Genomic DNA, 17,768 nt, shown 5'->3' on the forward strand with positions numbered 1-17,768 from the left:
ATTGATTAATAGTGGCACTTACCACACTCTTTTCCTCCTAATTGAGCAATTGTAACTTGGTCAACGTTATACTTTGCTGCTAATTCTTTATGAATTTTCGCATAATACTCGTTTCCTTTTAAGTCAACCTTAGTTTCTTTATGACAATCGATACACCAACCCATTGTTAATGGAGAGTACTGATATACTTCTTCCATTTCTTCAACTGGCCCATGACATTTCTGACATTTTAAACCTGCAACTGTTACGTGTTGTGAGTGATTATAATATGCAAAATCTGGTAAATTATGAACTCTAACCCATTTTACAGGTTTCGTTTCACCAGTATACTCTAAGTTTTCAGCATCCCATCCGGCTGCATCATAAATCTTAGCAATTTCTTTATCTAAGTCAGACTTCACTAAAGTATGATCATCCATCACTACTTTCGTATCATCAGCAACTTCTGAAATGTTTTTATGACAATTCATACAAACACTTACTGAAGGAATACCTGAAGTTTTACTGTGTTTTGCAGAAGAGTGACAGTATTGACAGTCAATCTTATTATCACCTGCGTGAATTTTATGTGAAAAAGCAATTGGTTGAATTGGCTGATACCCTTCATCAACACCTACCTGAAACAATGTTCCGAATAAAATATAAGCTCCAATTAAGGCTCCGAATATTACCGTTAACACGTGTAAAAAAGTATTTTTCTTAATACCTGCCCACAACTCAGCTGTTTGCCCTAATAACCCAGGAGTTTTTGGCGCTCCTTTTAACTCACTAATTGTTTTTAACAAACTAGCAATAATTAAGAAAGCTGTAATAATAGCTGCTGCTAATAAATACAACAACCATCTTGGAGCATCACCTTTTTCAGCAGCTCCAACTGCAGCAACTGCTTCACCTGCTTTTTTAATTTCTCCTACAGTTGTATAATACAGAATATCATCGATATTTTTATCTGTTAACTGAGGAAAAGCGGTCATGTTAGACTGCTTATATTCATCAAAAATTTCGTTAGCATCCTTATCCCCAGAAGCTCTTAACGCTGCATTGTCTTTAATCCAAGACTTCAACCAGTCGTTTTCTCTTCTTTCTTCTATACTACCTAACTTAGGTCCCACAAGTTTTTTATCTAACTTGTGACAAGAAGCACATAAAGACTTAAATAATTTCTTTCCTTCTTTCTGACGCGCCTCGTCAATTTCTTGTGAAAACGCTGAAAAGCTTACGAATAAAACTAATAAGAAAGCTAAACTCTTTACGAGTGTTTGGGTTAATCTGCTGTGATGTTTCACACTTTTCATACTATTAAATATAAGTTTTGTATCTGTTTTGGTACAGTTTTTTCTATAATGCTAATATAAAATCAGCACATAGAAAGCTGGACAAAAGTACTACTTCTCTCTAAATTGTGAAATGTTAAGAGATTGCTAATTCTTAATTTATAACTATTCTAAATAATCCCCGCAGACAATCTATTAAATTACAAGTCGTTACTTTTGTAAAAAAGTTTAATAAAATGAAAAAAAGAAGCATTATAGTAAGTTTAATTTTAACTCTTGCTTTTGGTATTTTTAGCACTAGTGCTCAAGATAATTATACTGATAATAAAGATATTAATTCCTTAATAGCAAAGAAAAGAGAGTATAATAAACACAATGGAACTGGCTTTAGAATCCAATTATATAACGGTTTGGAAAGAAGAGCTAAAAGCTTACGCTATCGATTTCAAGTTGAATTTCCTGGTGTTTATACAAAACTTAAATACGACCAACCAGATTGGAAAGCACAAGTAGGTAATTATAAAACAAAATTACAAGCCGACAGAGCTTTGAATGATATAAAAGAAAAATTTAATGGTGCCATTGTTGTTCCGTTATAAACCAAAATTTAAGAATAAAAAAAGCGAAATCAATTGATTTCGCTTTTTTTGTTTTGAATATCACCTTTTAATAGGCTCTTTCATCACTTCCTTCATAAAAGTTTATAAACGCTTGGTTTACTACTCGATTACCTCCATCTGTAGGATAATCTCCTGTAAAATACCAATCTCCTAAATTATCAGGACATGCTTTATGTAAATCTTCTACATTCTGAAAAATCACTTCAATATCTGATGTAATATCAGCAGTTTTTAACATTTGAGCAATTTTAGCTGAAATTTCTTTATCAGTAAAAGGGGCATACATTTCCTTTACATAATTAACTACGTCTTTATCTTCATTCGACGCCTGCTTTTTACACTTTTCGTAAACTGTATCAATGATATGATATTGATCCGTTTCTTTCAATAATTCTAAAGCTGCTTTAAAAGCGATAAAGTCATTAATTTTAGCCATATCGATACCATAACAATCTGGATAACGAATTTGTGGCGCTGAAGAAACTACAACTATTTTCTTCGGATTTAAACGATCTAATATTTTAATAATACTTTTCTTTAAAGTAGTACCACGCACAATACTATCATCAATAATCACCAAATTATCAGTTGATTTTACAACTCCGTACGTTACATCATATACATGCGCTACTAAATCATTACGACTACTATCATCAGTAATAAAAGTTCGAAGTTTTGCGTCTTTAATGGCTATTTTTTCAAAACGTGGTCTTTTAGAAAGAATCTCAACAACTCTTTCTTTTGATAATTTTCCATCACCTGCTAAAATAGCAGCAGTTTTTTGCTGATTCAACACATCCTCAGCAGCTTCCATCATTCCGAAGAATGACGTTTCAGCAGTATTAGGAATGTAAGAAAAAACTGCATTTTCAATATCATTATCAATCGATTTTAACACTTCTGGAAAAACATATTTCCCTAAATTTTTACGCTCTTCATAAATTGAAGCATCGCTTCCTCTAGAAAAGTAGATACGCTCAAAAGAACATGCTTTTTTAACACGTTGTTCTAAAACCGATTTCATTGAAACTTCACCATCTTTTTTGATGATTAAAGCATGTCCTCTATCTATTTCTTTAATCTCATCAATAGGTACATTAAATACTGTTTGAATTGCAGGGCGCTCTGATGCTACCACAACAACTTCATCATCTTGATAATAAAATGCTGGACGAATTGCAGACGGATCTCTTAAAACAAAAGCATCACCATGTCCTAACAGCCCTGCCATTGCATAACCACCATCCCAGTTTTTTGCTGATCGCTGTAAAATTCGCTGAATATCTAAATGTTCTTCTATAAACGGTGATGCATCTTTTTTACTAAAACCTGCTTCTTTTGCTTTAATGTATAAATCTGAAACTTCATCTTCTAAAAAATGACCGATTTTTTCCATTACAGTAACCGTATCTGTAAACTCTTTTGGATGCTGACCTAAGTCAACTAAATCATTTAACAATTGCTTAGAGTTGGTCATATTAAAATTACCTGCAACTATTAAACTTTGATGTTTCCAATTACTTTGACGCAAAAATGGATGTACGCTTTCTATAGAGTTTTTACCAAAAGTACCATAACGTACGTGCCCTAAAAAAAGGTTTCCTAAATAAGGCACATTTTCTTCTTGCCACTTAGTATCGTCTACTTTATCAGGATTTTCTTCTAAAACACCGCTAATTCTTTCATTTACTTTTCCGAAGATATCTTGAATTGGTTGCGACTGATTAGATCGTATTCTACTAATATATCTTGTTCCTGGTGCTACATTAAATTTAATACTCGCCAAACCTGCACCGTCTTGACCACGATTGTGCTGTTTTTCCATTAACAAGTACATTTTATTTACACCATAAAATGCGGTTCCGTATTTGTCTTTATAATATTGTAATGGCTTTAATAATCTAACCATTGCAATACCACATTCATGTTTAATAGCGTCACTCATTTGATAAAATATTTAATTGTATTGTGTTGTTGTTATATAAAAAAATCCGCAGCAAAAAGCGCGGATTTTTATTTATGATAATTCTATATCAAATTGTGTTAATTCTTTAAAAGACTGCAAGCGCGTTTGCACTTCGTCTTTCGTTAGTTCTTCCATTCGCTGTGTTCCGAATTTCTCAACACAAAAAGAAGCTAAATTAGAACCATAGATAATTGCGTTTTTCATATTTTTAAACGAAACATCTTCTGTTTTTGCTAAATACCCGCAAAAACCTCCTGCAAAAGTATCTCCTGCTCCTGTTGGATCAAAAACTTCTGCCAATGGCAATGCTGGTGCAAAGAACATCTTTCCTTCATTAAACAATAAAGCTCCGTGTTCTCCTTTTTTAATCACTACATATTTTGGTCCCATTTCATGGATTTTTTTCGCTGCATTCACCAACGAATATTCTCCACTTAACTGACGCGCCTCTTCATCATTAATTGTAATAACATCTACTCGTTTTAAAACGGTATGTAAATCTGCTAAAGCAATATCCATCCAAAAATTCATAGTATCTAATACTACTAATTTAGGGCGTTCGTTCATTTGATCTAAAACAGATGCTTGTGTTAACGGGTGTAAATTACCTAACATAACAATACCTGCATCCTTAAACTCTTCGGGTACTACTGGTGTAAAGTGTTCTAACACATTTAACTCAGTAATTAAAGTATCACGAGAGTTCATATCATTATGATATTTACCACTCCAAAAGAAAGTTTTACCTTCTTCAACAACTTCAATACCATCGGTATTAATTCCTTTGTTGTTCATCATATCTAAATATGACTTCGAAAAATCTCCTCCAACAACAGAAACTACGCCTGTTTTTACACCAAATTGAGAAGCTGCCAAACCAACAAAAGTTCCAGAACCTCCTAATATTTTATCTGTTTTACCAAAAGGTGTTTCAATAGCATCAAAAGCTACGGTACCAACTGCTAATAATTTACTCATTTCTTATTTTTTTACTGTAATTTTGCACTTTTAAATAAAGTGTCTTTTGAAGATGCAAAAATAGTTTTAAAAAATGACTATCAAAGAAATACAAGAAGAAATTATTGACGAGTTTTCTATGTTTGATGACTGGATGGAACGTTACGAATATATAATTGACTTAGGTAAATCGTTACCTTTAATAAATGATACTTATAAATTAGATGAGAATTTAATAAAAGGATGTCAATCAAAAGTGTGGTTATATTCTGAATTAAAAAATGATACTATTGAATTTACCGCAGATAGTGATGCTATTTTAACTAAAGGAATTGTAGCATTGTTATTAAGAGTATATTCTAACCAAACTCCGCAAGAAATTATTGAAGCTAAAACCGATTTTATTGATCAAATAGGATTAAAAGAACATTTAAGTCCAACAAGAGCAAATGGGTTAGTTTCTATGGTAAAGCAAATAAAAATGTATGCGATTGCACAACAATCGAAATTAACGAATTAAAAGAACAACGAAATGACCGATAAAGAACTAGACGAATTAGGAGATAAAATAGTAGGTGTTTTAAAAACAATTTACGATCCAGAAATTCCTGTTGATATTTACGAGTTAGGCTTAATTTATGATGTATTTGTTTCTGAAGAATATAATGCTAAAATTTTAATGACTTTAACATCACCTAACTGCCCAGTTGCAGAAAGTTTACCTGTTGATATTGAAGAAAAAGTAAAATCACTGAAAGAAATTAATGCTTGTGAAGTAGAAATTACTTTCGATCCTACTTGGACGCAAGAAATGATGAGTGAAGAAGCAAAACTAGAACTAGGAATGCTATAAAATGGCTAAAGAAATTATAAATAGAATTGCAAACAGCAAATTAATAACCATAGATCTTGAAGATTACTACCCTCAAGGGAAAAGGGTAGTTTTTGATATTAAAAATTGGCTATATGAAGAATTGATTCTTCGTGAAAAAGATTTTAGAGAGCTAGTGAAAAACCATGATTGGTCGCAATACAAAAACAATTATGTTTCACTCACCTGTTCTTCGGATGCTATTATTCCGTCTTGGGCATATTTGTTATTAACAGCGCAATTATCTGCATTTGCAAAAAAGACTGTAGTTGGAGGTTTAGAATTACTGGAAACCGTAATTTATCAAGAGGTAATTAATACGTTAGAAGTATCTCAGTTTAAAGATAAACCAATTATAATTAAAGGCTGTACGAATAAACCGATACCTGCATCTGCTTACACCTTATTAATTAGCAAAATTCAACCAATAGCAAAAACAATAATGTTTGGTGAAGCCTGCTCTACCGTTCCGCTTTATAAAAAAATGAAATAACCCCTATTAAATTATTTTCACAATGAAAAAGCTCCTACTAATACTACTTGTATGTTGTTCTTTCAATATTTTTTCTCAAGAGATAAAAAAAGATAGTATTCCTAAAAGACTAACTGTCACAGGTAAATATACTTTTTTATTTAACCAATCTTCTTTTGCAAATTGGGCAGCAGGAGGTAACAATACCATTGCTGGAAATATGGGACTTGAATACGATTTTAACTACAAGAAAAATAAGTGGAACTGGGATAATAAATTAACTACAAGTTACGGATTAAGTCATATTGATGAAAAAGGATTAAGAAAAACAGATGACAATTTCGAATACAACTCTTTATTAGGTTTAAAAACTTCTAATTTTTGGTTTATTTCATTCTTCACAAATTTCAAAACACAATACAGTAAGGGTTACGAATATAAAGATGACATAAAAACACCTAAATCTGATTTTTTCTCTCCTGCTTATTGGAGTTTCGGCCCTGGTATGCTTTGGAAAAAATCTGACAACGCACGAATAAACATCGCTCCTGCCACTGCTCGCTACACTTTTGTTTCTTCTGAATTTTCTGGGAAATTCGGTGTAAAAGATGGTAAACAAACTAATTTTGGATTAGGATTTAATTTATCTGCTTATTTTAAGCAAGAAATCATGAAAGACATTACCATGGAAAATATTGTAGCTATATATTCCGATTATTTAAAAAACCCTTTTAACATTGACATTAACCATCAATTAAATCTAGTTGTTAAAATTAACAAATACATATCTACAAATCTTGGGTTACATACAATTATAGATGACGATGCATCAAGTAAAATACAATTTAAAGAAGTATTTGGGCTTGGAGTAAATTATATTTTTCATCAGAAGTGACTTTTTATAAATAATATTGTCTAAACCTAAAGGAGTGCGACTTCACTCTTTTTAAAAATAAAAACATACATTACAATGAAAAAATTATTAGCCATAGCTATTTTATTCGGTGCTTTAACAATTAATGCACAAGAAGACAAAAAAGAAGAATTAAAGGAAGGCTGGAAAAGAGGCGGAAATATTTCTTTCTTATTCAATCAATCTGCATTTAACAACTGGTTAGCTGGTGGTGCAAATAACATATCTGGTACTTTAGGCATCAATTACGATTTTAACTACACCAAAGGAGATTGGACTTGGGATAACAAACTACTTGCTTCTTACGGATTAACAAAAATCAAAAAAGAAGATATTCAAAAAACGGATGACCGTTTAGAATTTAATTCTTTGGTTGGTAAAAAAGCTTCTGGATACTGGTATTACTCAGCTTTTTTAAACTTTAAAACACAAATGTCTTCAACTGATGTTGCTGGCGTACAAACATCTCATTTTTTCTCACCTGCTTATTTCCAATTTGGACCAGGTATGTTATGGAAAAAATCTGATGATTTAAAAGTAAACTTCGCTCCAGCAACTTCTAAATTAATTGTAGTTCACTCTCATTTAACTGATTTCGGACCTGCTTTTGGTGTTAAACAAGGAGAAAGCTCTCGTTACGAATTAGGTGCAGCAGTAAATGCGTATTATAAATTAGACATCATGAAAAACATTTCTGTTGAAAACATCTTAAATTTATACAGTAACTATTTAGAAGATTTTCAAAATGTTGATATTGATTACACTGTTAATGTAGTAATGAAAGTTAATAAATATATCTCTGCAAACCTTTCTATGCAAGCTATATACGACGACAATGCTTATGAAGGATTTCAAACAAAAGAAATATTTGGTTTAGGAGTAAACTACGGTTTCTAATAAATTATTTTCACATAAAAAGAAAACCTCAAGGAATCATATCCTTGAGGTTTTCTTTTTTACCTATTTTAGCTCTAAATTTTAAAAAGAATGACTTTATTAATAATTTACGCAACAGTATCTATCTTTTTTTCATTCATCTGCTCAATACTAGAAGCTGTATTGCTAAGTGTAACACCTACATTTGTTAATGTAAAAAAGAAAGAAGGGAAAGTTTTTGCAACACAACTAGAAACATTAAAAAAGGATGTAGATAAGCCACTAATTGCTATCTTAACCTTAAACACACTTGCTCATACAGTAGGAGCTATTTTAGTTGGTACCGAAGCTAAGAAAATTTTTAATGATGATGGTTATGGTGTTTTTATCGTTTCTGCAACAATGACTATTTTAATTCTTGTTGCTTCAGAAATCATCCCTAAAACTGTGGGAGCTACTTACTGGAAACAACTTGCTGGTTTTACTACAAAAGCTTTAAACATAATGATTTTCCCTTTAAAATGGACAGGTGTTTTATGGATACTACAACTAACAACAAAACTAATTGGAGGAAAAGGTGGGCATGGCGAAAGTGTGTTAAGCCGAGAAGATTTTTCTGTTATGACAGATATTGCTGAAAAAGAAGGTGTTTTTCAAGAAAATGAAAGCAATGTTATTAGAAACATGCTTAACTTTAAAGAAGTTCAAGCAAAGGATATCATGACACCGCGTACTGTTATTACAATTGCTGATGAAAACCAAACCATTCAATCTTTTTTTGATATTAATAAAAAACTACACTTTTCTAGAATCCCTGTATTTTCTGATAAAACAGATAATATAACAGGTTATTTTTTAAAAGACGAACTCTTACTAGCTATCATTGATAAAAAAGGCGACAATCCTTTAAAATCAATTAAAAGAGATATAATTATAGCGAATAGAGATCTATCTATCCCTGATTTGTTTGACAAGTTGATCAAACAACGTGAACATTTAGCGTTAGTGGTTGATGAATACGGATCGGTAAGTGGCTTAGTTACTCAAGAAGATGTTATTGAAACATTGTTAGGTTTCGAAATAATGGATGAAAGCGATAATGTTGCCGATTTACAGAGTTTAGCAAGAAAAAACTGGAAAAAAAAACTAGGTGACCTAAACGATTTAGATAAAAAATAAGTTTTAAAATTAAGGTATAAAAAAAGGAGTGAATATAATTCACTCCTTTTTTTATGATTGATGAACTATAACTAATCGTTAATCGTCCAAGATACATAATACATAGAACCTATTAATCCAGATCCTGGCGCTACAACATACTCTTTTCTTGTTAAGTTAGTACCACCTACTTTAATTCTTGATTTTAAAGAAGGAATTCTATAATTAATTTGTGCATCTAATACTGTTCTACTATCAACATTTCCACTTAAGAAACCAGACTGCCATAAGAATTCATTTTGCCACCTAGCATTTACATTAAATCCAAAATTATTAAATAAATTTTCATTTCCAAACATCACCTTTACTTGATGCTCTGGTGTATTAAACCCTGGTTCGAATTCTACATCTTCTTCTTGGTCGAAAACTAGCTTACTTAAAGTATAATTGGCTCCAAAGTTAAATGTTCTAAATAATTTTGTATTTAATCCAATACCAATACCATATGATTGAACATCTGCTGTTGTATTAGAGTTTAAGGCAAATTCTGTCGCATCGACTGGACTACCAAGAGGACCTGTAAGAATAGTGTTTCCATAATTAGGAACAATTACATTCTTAGTCGCCACAAAATTTTCATATTGATTATAATAACCATTTACGTCTAACTCTAAAATATTAGTATCTGTTATATTTACTATACTTCTATAACCTAATTCGTAAGATGATACTCTTTCTGGCTTAATAGCCGTAGGTGTTACATTTACATAAGCCCCATTATCTAATACAAATGCTTTTTCAAATACTTGCGCTCCTGTAATAGTATTTGTTGTACCATCATTGTTTAATACTTGCGCAGAAAAACGTTCGATATTGTCTAAAGATGTACCTAAAAGAAATTTATTAGGACCAGATCTCAATCCGAAATACTGCTCTATTGTACTAGGTGTTCTAAATCCTGTTTGGTATGAAATTCTTAGTATTTTATTTTCTTTAATTGAGTAGTTTAATGCTACCCTTGGAGAAAAATCCCCTTCAAAATTAGATGATTTATCATAACGAACAGAACCTGTGAACTTTAAACGTTCATCTAAAAACTTCTTTTGTATCTGTGAATAAACACCATACATATCAAATTCAATAGGGCTATTCTCATCAGTAAATAAAGTACCTTGAGAGTTAATATTAAATTTACGATATGAACCACCAATTTGTATTTCACCCCATTTAATTAAATCTCTAAAATTATAATTTGCGTCTGCATGGTAAAAACTTGTTTCATCTTTAACACCTGCTCCACCCTGTGATATAGGTGTTGTAACAGCTTCATCTAATGCTTGATTAAAAGCTGCGGTTCCTGGCTGTAACCTATTTCTATCTGCAAAAGCTCTTGCTGATGCATCATTACCAGGAGTTACTCCTGGAACACCTCCTGCAAAAGCAGTTCCATATTCACCGAACCAAGTTCTATTATCATTATATTTAGAGTTTAAAGCAAGACCTAAAAATCGAACATCATGTGTTCTGTCTCCTCCATCATTACCATTAAAATATCCACGGACAAAAAAGTTTTTACCCAATACTTCTAATTTGTGTTGCTCTACATAATAATCTTCTTGCGAAAATCTGTTTACAGCCTGATACAAGTTATTTCCTTTTGAAAAACGAGAGTTATAAACTATTTCTAGCTTATCATTACCCATTGGTCTAAAATGTAATGATCCGTCAAATTTTAATCCGTAACCATCGTAATCGTATAAATCAGTTTCAGCATATCCTGTCCTACTTACTTTTCCAATACCAGGAAAAGTAAAAGTAGCTTCATCTCCATAAAAATTTACACCGTCATAATCGGGAGTATTATTTCTATTTCCTGCAATAATCTCACCTCCAACACCTGTTGTATTAGAATCATCATTTGCATGCCATTCTTCAGCTTTATAAACTGTTAAATTAACTTTTGCTGCGAAATAATCACTAAATTTATGAGCCATTCTAATACCTACATCATAAAACTGATCAGATCCTGATTGCTCTTGTTCAATAAAACCTGTTTTAAAATATGTACTAATTCCATCATATTTAAAAGGGTTTTTACTTCTCATTAATAAGATACCATTAAATGCATTTGCACCATATAAGGCAGAAGAAGCTCCTGGTAATATCTCAACATCTTTTACATCTAACTCAGATAAACCAACTATGTTACCTGCCGAGAAGTTAAGTGCTGGTATTGATGTTTCAACACCATCTACTAACTGTACAAATCTTGTATTATCAAAACTAGAAAAACCACGTGAGTTTACAGATTTAAATCCATAACTTGCTTCTCTAGAGGTTATCCCTTTTAAGTTAGTTACACCATCATAAAAAGAAATTGAAGTTCCTTTTTTAATATCATTAATACCTAATCTTTCAATAGTTACTGGCGATTCAATAACTCGTTCTGGAGATCTAGATGCTGAAATTACAACTTCATCCAAGCTTGTGTTTTCTTTTAAAATAATATTTATTTCTTGATCTTCAGATGTAATCTCAAGAAGTTCTGTCTTATAACCAAAAGCAGATACTTGAATAGAGAATGGTAGTTTTGACTTTAATTTCAATGTAAAGTTACCGTCTATATCCGAAGTCGTTTTACCTTGCAACGAATTTATCAATGCATTCGGAAAAGGTTCAAGGTACTCGTCGTAAACTTTCCCTGACATTGTAACTTGTGATACTAAAACAGTACTAAAAGTCACAAAAAAAACTAACAGTAGTTTTTTAAGCATATTATATAATTTAAGTTGATTTTTGTTTATAAAATTATTCTTCTAAAGCAAAAGCAATAGGAAAACCATACTTTACTGAAATACGTCCACCATCTTTTTTTGCAGGAATAAACTGAGGAAGTTTAGAAACTACCCTGATTGCTTCTTGATTTAATATTTTACCGTTTTTAGGCCCTAAAGTTTTAATGTTTTTAACTTCTCCATTTTTATCAATAATAAAACGGATCCAAACCTCTCCTTGGATAGATTCTTTAATTGCATCACTTGGGTACCTAAAGTATTTTGAAATATGATTTACCATTTGTTGATTAAAACAATCAACTCGCTCGCCTTTCTTGGCTTTTTTACACGAATTAAATAATGGTATTTTATCCACAGCACTAAACTTTGCTGCTTTTTTTAATTCTTCTGCAGACATCTTGTTTTTAATACCTTCGATATTATTTTTTAAAGATTCTACCGGCTTAACAACTGCTATTTGTTCTATTGTTTTCTCAACTTTAGCAACACTTAAAGTTCCAAGACCTGCTGCTTTTTGTTTTTTAATAGGTTCTCTTTTTTTAAGGTATCTTCTACTTGCCGAAACCTTTACTGTAATTTGTCTCGTCTTTTTATTTTTCTTGTCTTTTTCTTTAATAGTACATTTAGTTACACTGATACTATTCAAATCTAACTCAGCTTCATCTGGAGATTCGCAAACTTCTTGCGAAATCATATTCACAGAAAAAGAACACATCAATATCAATAATAATATTTTTTTCATAAATAGGGGTATTATTCTATAAAACAAACACTTAAACAAAATGAATTATTAGTTTTAAGAGCCTACAAATATATTTATTTTTTTTTAATAAAATTGTTAAATATAACAAAAACAGGAAAAACCCTTTTAAATTAAATTTCTGGACTGCTTTATTCTAAAGTAAAGCTCATTGGAAAGGAATATGAAACTTTTGTTTTAACACCTTTTTCTTTACCTGGTATAAATCTAGGCAGCAACATAACAATTCTCTTTGCTTCCTTTTTTAAAAGCTGATTATTATTAGCACCATTTATTTTCACATTACCAACTTTACCACTTATACCTATAACAAAACTCACTTTTAAATCTCCTTCAACTCCTCTTTCTAAAGCTTTCGCTGGGTAAACAAAATGTTTTACTATATGTTTTTGCATTTCATAGTTAAAACAATCCGTCTTATCTAAGGCATTACCTTCGCAAGAAGCAAACAACGGTATTGTCTCTACTGCATCAAAAGACACTCCTCTATATTCTTCTAATAAAACACTAACGTTTAATTCATTATTCGTTTCTACTTTTGAAATAGTATTTGTTTTCAAACTACTACTCAACATAACTATTTTATTTAAATGAGCACGTTTTTTTAAATATCTTTTACTCGATACAGTAATAGTTTTGCTATTGTCTTTTTCACCTTTTTCTACGGCACACTTATTAATAGCATTAACATCAACAAGTTTTTCAGTTTTTGAGGCACAAACTTCTTGAGAATACATTTGCAGTACACTAAAAAAAGTAGCCAATATTATTAGTAGATTTTTCATTACAATTTCTTTTTAATTTTAAATAAGTCATTAAATAGCTAAAAACTATTTAATGCTCTTTAAAAACCATGAATATGTAATTGATTTTATTTAGATGGATGCTTCTTGACTTTAACAATCCGGAACGAGTAGTGCTATTATTTTTCATTTCTTGGGGGGATAAAATGTTTAAATTACTGTATTACTATCACTTAACTCTTAAACTAAGCGTTACTAAAAATACTAAAAAAGCACTTAAATACAAAATATTTAAGTGCTTTTTTAATTTTACAATGCTATTTTTATAGTATTTACTCGTAATTTTGATATAAAAAATTGTTATAAGGAAATCGTTGAATGTGTATTTTTTTCACTTCTTCGTACACTTTTTCTTTAAAATTCTCTAAATTATCTTTATTAAGTGCCGATATAAAAAGACTTTCTTTACCCAAATCATTCATCCAAGTTTTTTTCCAATCTTCTAATGTATAGTGAATTTTTGATTTCTCGGTAATTAAATCATCTTCTGCAATTGTTTCATGTGTATAAGCATCTATTTTATTAAACACCATTACAACAGGTTTATTTGCGCTTCCTATTTCATCTAAAATTTTATTTACTGATGCTATATGATCTTCAAAATTAGGATGACAAATATCAACAACATGTAATAATAAATCAGATTCACGAACTTCATCTAAAGTTGATTTAAAAGACTCTACCAATTGGGTTGGCAATTTTCTAATAAAACCTACTGTATCCGTCATTAAAAAAGGAATGTTTTTTATGACCACTTTTCTTACAGTAGTATCAAGTGTTGCGAATAATTTATTTTCAGCAAACACATCACTTTTACTAATTACGTTCATTAATGTTGATTTACCAACATTCGTGTATCCTACTAATGATACACGCACCATTTTTCCTCTATTTTTTCTTTGCACAGCCATCTGCTTATCAATAGTGGCTAGTTTTTTCTTTAATAAAGTAATTTTTTCTCTAATAATACGACGGTCCGTTTCAATTTCTGTTTCTCCAGGCCCACGCATACCAATTCCACCCTTTTGTTTATCAAGGTGTGTCCATAATCTCGTTAATCGCGGTAGTAAATATTGACATTGTGCTAGTTCTACTTGTGCTTTTGCCGAACTAGTTTGTGCTCTACCTGCAAAAATATCAAGAATTAAATTTGTTCTATCTAACACTTTACACTCTAATTCGTTCTCTATATTTCTTAACTGTGCAGGCGATAGTTCATCATCAAAAATTGCAGTACCGATACCATGAGATTCAATATATGCTTTAACTTCTTCTAACTTCCCAGTTCCTAAAAAAGTTTTAGGATTCGGTTTTTCCATCTTTTGCACAAAGCGCTTTACAGCAACACCTCCAGCAGTTAAAGTTAAAAACTCTAACTCATCTAAATATTCTTCAGATTGTTTTTCATTTTGATGTTGGGTTATAATACCAATTAAAACCGCTTTTTCTGATATTGCTTCACGTGTTTCTACCATAGGTTGCAAAAGTACAATTTTATCAACACAAGAAATCTAAATTATCTCTCTTACTTTTCTTTTTAACTCCGGAAGTATCTCCTTTTTGAACCAAGGATTTTTTGTAAACCAAAATCGGTTTCTTGGAGATGGATGTGGTAATGTAAAATATCTAGGCAAGTATTCTTCGAAATGACTTACTGTTGCTGTTAATGTTCTTTTAGCTGCTTTTTTTAAATAGAAATTTTGTGCGTACATTCCTATTAAAATTATCAGTTTTACATTTGGCATTTCATCTAATACTGATTCGTGCCATTTAGGAGCACATTCTTTTCTTGGTGGTAAATCTCCCGATTTTCCTTTTCCGGGATAACAAAATCCCATAGGGATAATTGCAAAATTTTTAACATCATAAAATTCATCATCTGTAACTCCCAACCACTTTCTTAGTTGCTTGCCACTAGCATCATCCCAAGGAACACCAGTGTTATGTACTTTTATTCCCGGTGCCTGCCCAATAATTATAATTTTTGATGTTTTATCAGCAAATACAACAGGCCGTGGATTTATAAAATCTCCACATAATTTACAATTCCTTATCTCTAATATTAAATTATCCATCCTATAAAGTTAAGAATAAAGCACAAAAAAAACACTCGCTTTTCTTAAAGCGAGTGTTTTGTCTCAAAACTTGTATTTAATTAATGATTTATAGCGTAACCAGCTGCTTTACCAAACTCAGCTAATTGTTCTAAAATGTTTCTGAAAAAGTTTTGAATCCCCTTAAATAATTGTGTTTTCATAATTATAAATATTATTATTTCCCCTACACAAATATACAAAACATAAGAGACTGTAATACAGTGAAATAACTGTTCTGTATAATTGGTAACTAAACATGTATAATTGGTTATTTCTTTTTGTTTTTTAACCTAAAACAATAATACATCTACTAAAAAAAAGCATTACAATCTAAAAGTCAACAACTTACACTTACATCGTTAAAATCACAATACAAGTGATAATTCTTAAAAAAAAGACACTTATTTCCTATGAAACAAGTGTCTTTTTATATGGTGAAATTTTATTTTATAAAATTTTTATAAAATCATCAAAGGCTATATAATATGGTTGATCTTTAAAAACGGGTAACTCAACACTTTCAGAATTTGCAATTCCAATACCAGCAAACCAAATTTTTGCATTTTGTTTTTTGGCATGTTCTTTAAAAGTTTCCATCCATAAAACATCGTATTCTTCTGGTGACTGAATGTTATTTGTAGTTTTTACTAAAACAAAAATGGTAGGTTCCCCTTTTTTAAACAAAACAAACTGCGGATGTTTTTTAAGCTCGCTATTAATAGCAACAAACTCATAACCCATATTTTGTAGTTTTTTACCTACAATATTCATTCCTAAATTATGCAATTCTTGCTTGGTAAGTGCCTGCATTATTTTCTCTTTCTTCGTAGGTTAAAGTTTTTATCTCCTTTTGTTTTAGGCTTCTTATATTTTTTTGCAATCTCTCTACGATAAGATCCTCCTTGGTTTGTTTTACTGTTTTTTTCGCTTTTTTCATGAAAAGCAGGACCAGGAACATACTCTAAAGAAGTTCTGTTCTTATTACGTTCTCCTTCTTCTTTAGGGCGCTCTTCTTCTGTTAATTGTTTGGTTATTTCAACCTGCTCAGGAATTTCTGCTTTCGGAATTACATAGTTCATTAATTCCTCTATTCTTACTTTTGCTTCTTGTTCCTTCTCTGTTGCAAAGAGTATCGTTTTTCCTTCATGCTCTGCACGACCGGTACGACCAATTCTGTGCATATAATTCTCAGGGAAATGTGGTGTATTGAAGTTTATTACGTGTGTAACCTCTTCTAAATCTAATCCACGAGCAATAACATCAGTAGCTATTAAAATTCGTTTTTCTCCTTTATTAAATTGCTCGATAGAACGCATACGATAGTTTTGCGTTTTATTTGAATGGATTACACAAGTCTCTGAAGGAAACTCTTCTTTTATACATTCAAATAATCTATCTGCATTTCTTTTATTAGGTGCAAAAACTAATACCTTACTATATTCTTCTTTATTATATAGTAATTCTTTTAGTAAATTAACCTTTGTATAAAAGTTTGGTACATCGTAACTAATTTGCTGAATATTATCTAGCGGAGTTCCACTTACTGCAATAAAAATCTTTTTAGGAGCTGTAAAAAAATCATCAATCAATGCCTCTACATCTTCTGTCATTGTTGCAGAAAACATGATGTTTTGACGACGCTCAGGTAGTAAATCAAAAATATTTAATAGTTGAAATCTAAATCCTAAATCTAGCATTACATCAACTTCATCAATTACTAATTTCTGAATTGACCTAAGTTTTAACATATTACTAACCGCTAAATCATACAAACGCCCTGGAGTAGCTACAATAATATCTGCACCTTGCGCAACGGCCTCTTTGTGTCTGCTTAAAGGAATACCTCCAAACACACCAACGGTATGTAAGCTCATGAATTCTGAAAGCTTTTCAATTTCATTAACCACCTGCACTACTAATTCACGAGTTGGTACCACAACTAAAACTCTAGGGTGTACTTGCTTCGAAAATTTTAAATCACGGAGTATAGGTAGCATATAGGCAAACGTTTTACCCGTACCTGTTTGTGCAATACCTACAACATCTTTACCTGATCTTATAATAGGAAAAGCTTCTTCTTGAATTGGTGTTGGATTTACAAAACCTAATTCTTCAATTGAGTTTCGTAACGGATTTGATAAATCTAAATCTTGAAAAGTAATCATTTACAGTAATTTGCCGCAAAGGTACGCTTTCTATACTCAAAT

Annotated in this window: 17 protein-coding genes; 7 read left to right on the forward strand and 10 right to left on the reverse strand. The window is 31.1% G+C overall.

Translation table 11 applies throughout. From position 1 onward, the window contains the following. Positions 1–5 precede the first annotated feature (5 nt). Positions 6–1,295, reverse strand: a complete 1,290-nt coding sequence (locus N2251_RS12510) for a c-type cytochrome (RefSeq protein ID WP_260587067.1) — start codon at positions 1,293–1,295, stop codon at positions 6–8. Between the two features lie 215 nt (positions 1,296–1,510). Here N2251_RS12510 and N2251_RS12515 point away from each other — a divergent pair, with 215 nt between their 5' ends. After that, entirely contained in the window at positions 1,511–1,873 is a 363-nt protein-coding gene (locus N2251_RS12515; RefSeq protein ID WP_260587068.1) for an SPOR domain-containing protein, read from the forward strand. A gap of 67 nt (positions 1,874–1,940) precedes the next feature. Here the strand turns inward: N2251_RS12515 and N2251_RS12520 are convergent, their stop codons facing one another. After that, positions 1,941–3,839, reverse strand: a complete 1,899-nt coding sequence (locus N2251_RS12520; protein ID WP_260587069.1) for an amidophosphoribosyltransferase — start codon at positions 3,837–3,839, stop codon at positions 1,941–1,943. Positions 3,840–3,911: 72 nt separating this feature from the next. Further along, on the reverse strand, positions 3,912–4,838 hold the full coding sequence (locus tag N2251_RS12525; RefSeq protein WP_260587070.1) for a PfkB family carbohydrate kinase: 927 nt from the start codon (positions 4,836–4,838) through the stop codon (positions 3,912–3,914). A 73-nt stretch (positions 4,839–4,911) separates the two neighbouring features. Between N2251_RS12525 and N2251_RS12530 the strand changes: the two genes are divergently transcribed. From N2251_RS12530 to N2251_RS12555, 6 genes are all read left to right on the forward strand, one after another. Then, positions 4,912–5,337 carry a SufE family protein gene (locus N2251_RS12530; RefSeq protein WP_260587071.1) on the forward strand — a complete coding sequence of 142 codons (426 nt, stop codon included), beginning with the start codon at positions 4,912–4,914 and terminating at the stop codon, positions 5,335–5,337. 12 nt (positions 5,338–5,349) lie between these two features. Then, entirely contained in the window at positions 5,350–5,670 is a 321-nt protein-coding gene (locus N2251_RS12535) for an iron-sulfur cluster assembly protein (protein ID WP_260587072.1), read from the forward strand. A gap of 1 nt (position 5,671) precedes the next feature. After that, on the forward strand, positions 5,672–6,181 hold the full coding sequence (locus N2251_RS12540; protein WP_260587073.1) for a DUF2480 family protein: 510 nt from the start codon (positions 5,672–5,674) through the stop codon (positions 6,179–6,181). Positions 6,182–6,203: 22 nt separating this feature from the next. Continuing rightward, a complete protein-coding gene (locus N2251_RS12545; RefSeq protein ID WP_260587074.1) occupies positions 6,204–7,055 on the forward strand; it encodes a DUF3078 domain-containing protein in 852 nt (283 codons plus the stop codon). 75 nt (positions 7,056–7,130) lie between these two features. Beyond that, positions 7,131–7,970: a DUF3078 domain-containing protein gene (locus tag N2251_RS12550; protein ID WP_260587075.1), complete on the forward strand. Its 840-nt coding sequence runs from the start codon at positions 7,131–7,133 to the stop codon at positions 7,968–7,970. A gap of 90 nt (positions 7,971–8,060) precedes the next feature. Beyond that, complete coding sequence (locus N2251_RS12555; RefSeq protein ID WP_260587076.1) at positions 8,061–9,128, forward strand: CNNM domain-containing protein; 1,068 nt, start codon at positions 8,061–8,063, stop codon at positions 9,126–9,128. 71 nt (positions 9,129–9,199) lie between these two features. Here N2251_RS12555 and N2251_RS12560 read toward each other — a convergent pair whose 3' ends face one another. The 7 genes from N2251_RS12560 to N2251_RS12590 form a co-directional block, all read right to left on the reverse strand. Then, positions 9,200–11,881 carry a TonB-dependent receptor gene (locus tag N2251_RS12560; RefSeq protein WP_260587077.1) on the reverse strand — a complete coding sequence of 894 codons (2,682 nt, stop codon included), beginning with the start codon at positions 11,879–11,881 and terminating at the stop codon, positions 9,200–9,202. Between the two features lie 34 nt (positions 11,882–11,915). After that, complete coding sequence (locus tag N2251_RS12565) at positions 11,916–12,644, reverse strand: energy transducer TonB (protein ID WP_260587078.1); 729 nt, start codon at positions 12,642–12,644, stop codon at positions 11,916–11,918. A gap of 149 nt (positions 12,645–12,793) precedes the next feature. After that, positions 12,794–13,447, reverse strand: coding sequence for an energy transducer TonB (locus N2251_RS12570; protein WP_260587079.1), 654 nt, complete (start codon positions 13,445–13,447; stop codon positions 12,794–12,796). Positions 13,448–13,737: 290 nt separating this feature from the next. Next, a complete protein-coding gene (hflX, locus tag N2251_RS12575; protein WP_260587080.1) occupies positions 13,738–14,940 on the reverse strand; it encodes a GTPase HflX in 1,203 nt (400 codons plus the stop codon). Between the two features lie 36 nt (positions 14,941–14,976). After that, complete coding sequence (locus N2251_RS12580) at positions 14,977–15,540, reverse strand: uracil-DNA glycosylase family protein (protein WP_260587081.1); 564 nt, start codon at positions 15,538–15,540, stop codon at positions 14,977–14,979. A 468-nt stretch (positions 15,541–16,008) separates the two neighbouring features. Then, on the reverse strand, positions 16,009–16,371 hold the full coding sequence (locus N2251_RS12585; RefSeq protein WP_260587082.1) for a DUF8840 domain-containing protein: 363 nt from the start codon (positions 16,369–16,371) through the stop codon (positions 16,009–16,011). Next, a complete protein-coding gene (locus tag N2251_RS12590; protein WP_260587360.1) occupies positions 16,371–17,723 on the reverse strand; it encodes a DEAD/DEAH box helicase in 1,353 nt (450 codons plus the stop codon). The genes N2251_RS12585 and N2251_RS12590 overlap by 1 nt, the downstream gene beginning before the upstream one ends. Between the last annotated feature and the right edge of the window lie 45 nt (positions 17,724–17,768).

This window comes from Tenacibaculum haliotis (assembly GCF_025215075.1).
Taxonomy (GTDB): Bacteria; Bacteroidota; Bacteroidia; order Flavobacteriales; family Flavobacteriaceae; genus Polaribacter; species Polaribacter haliotis_B.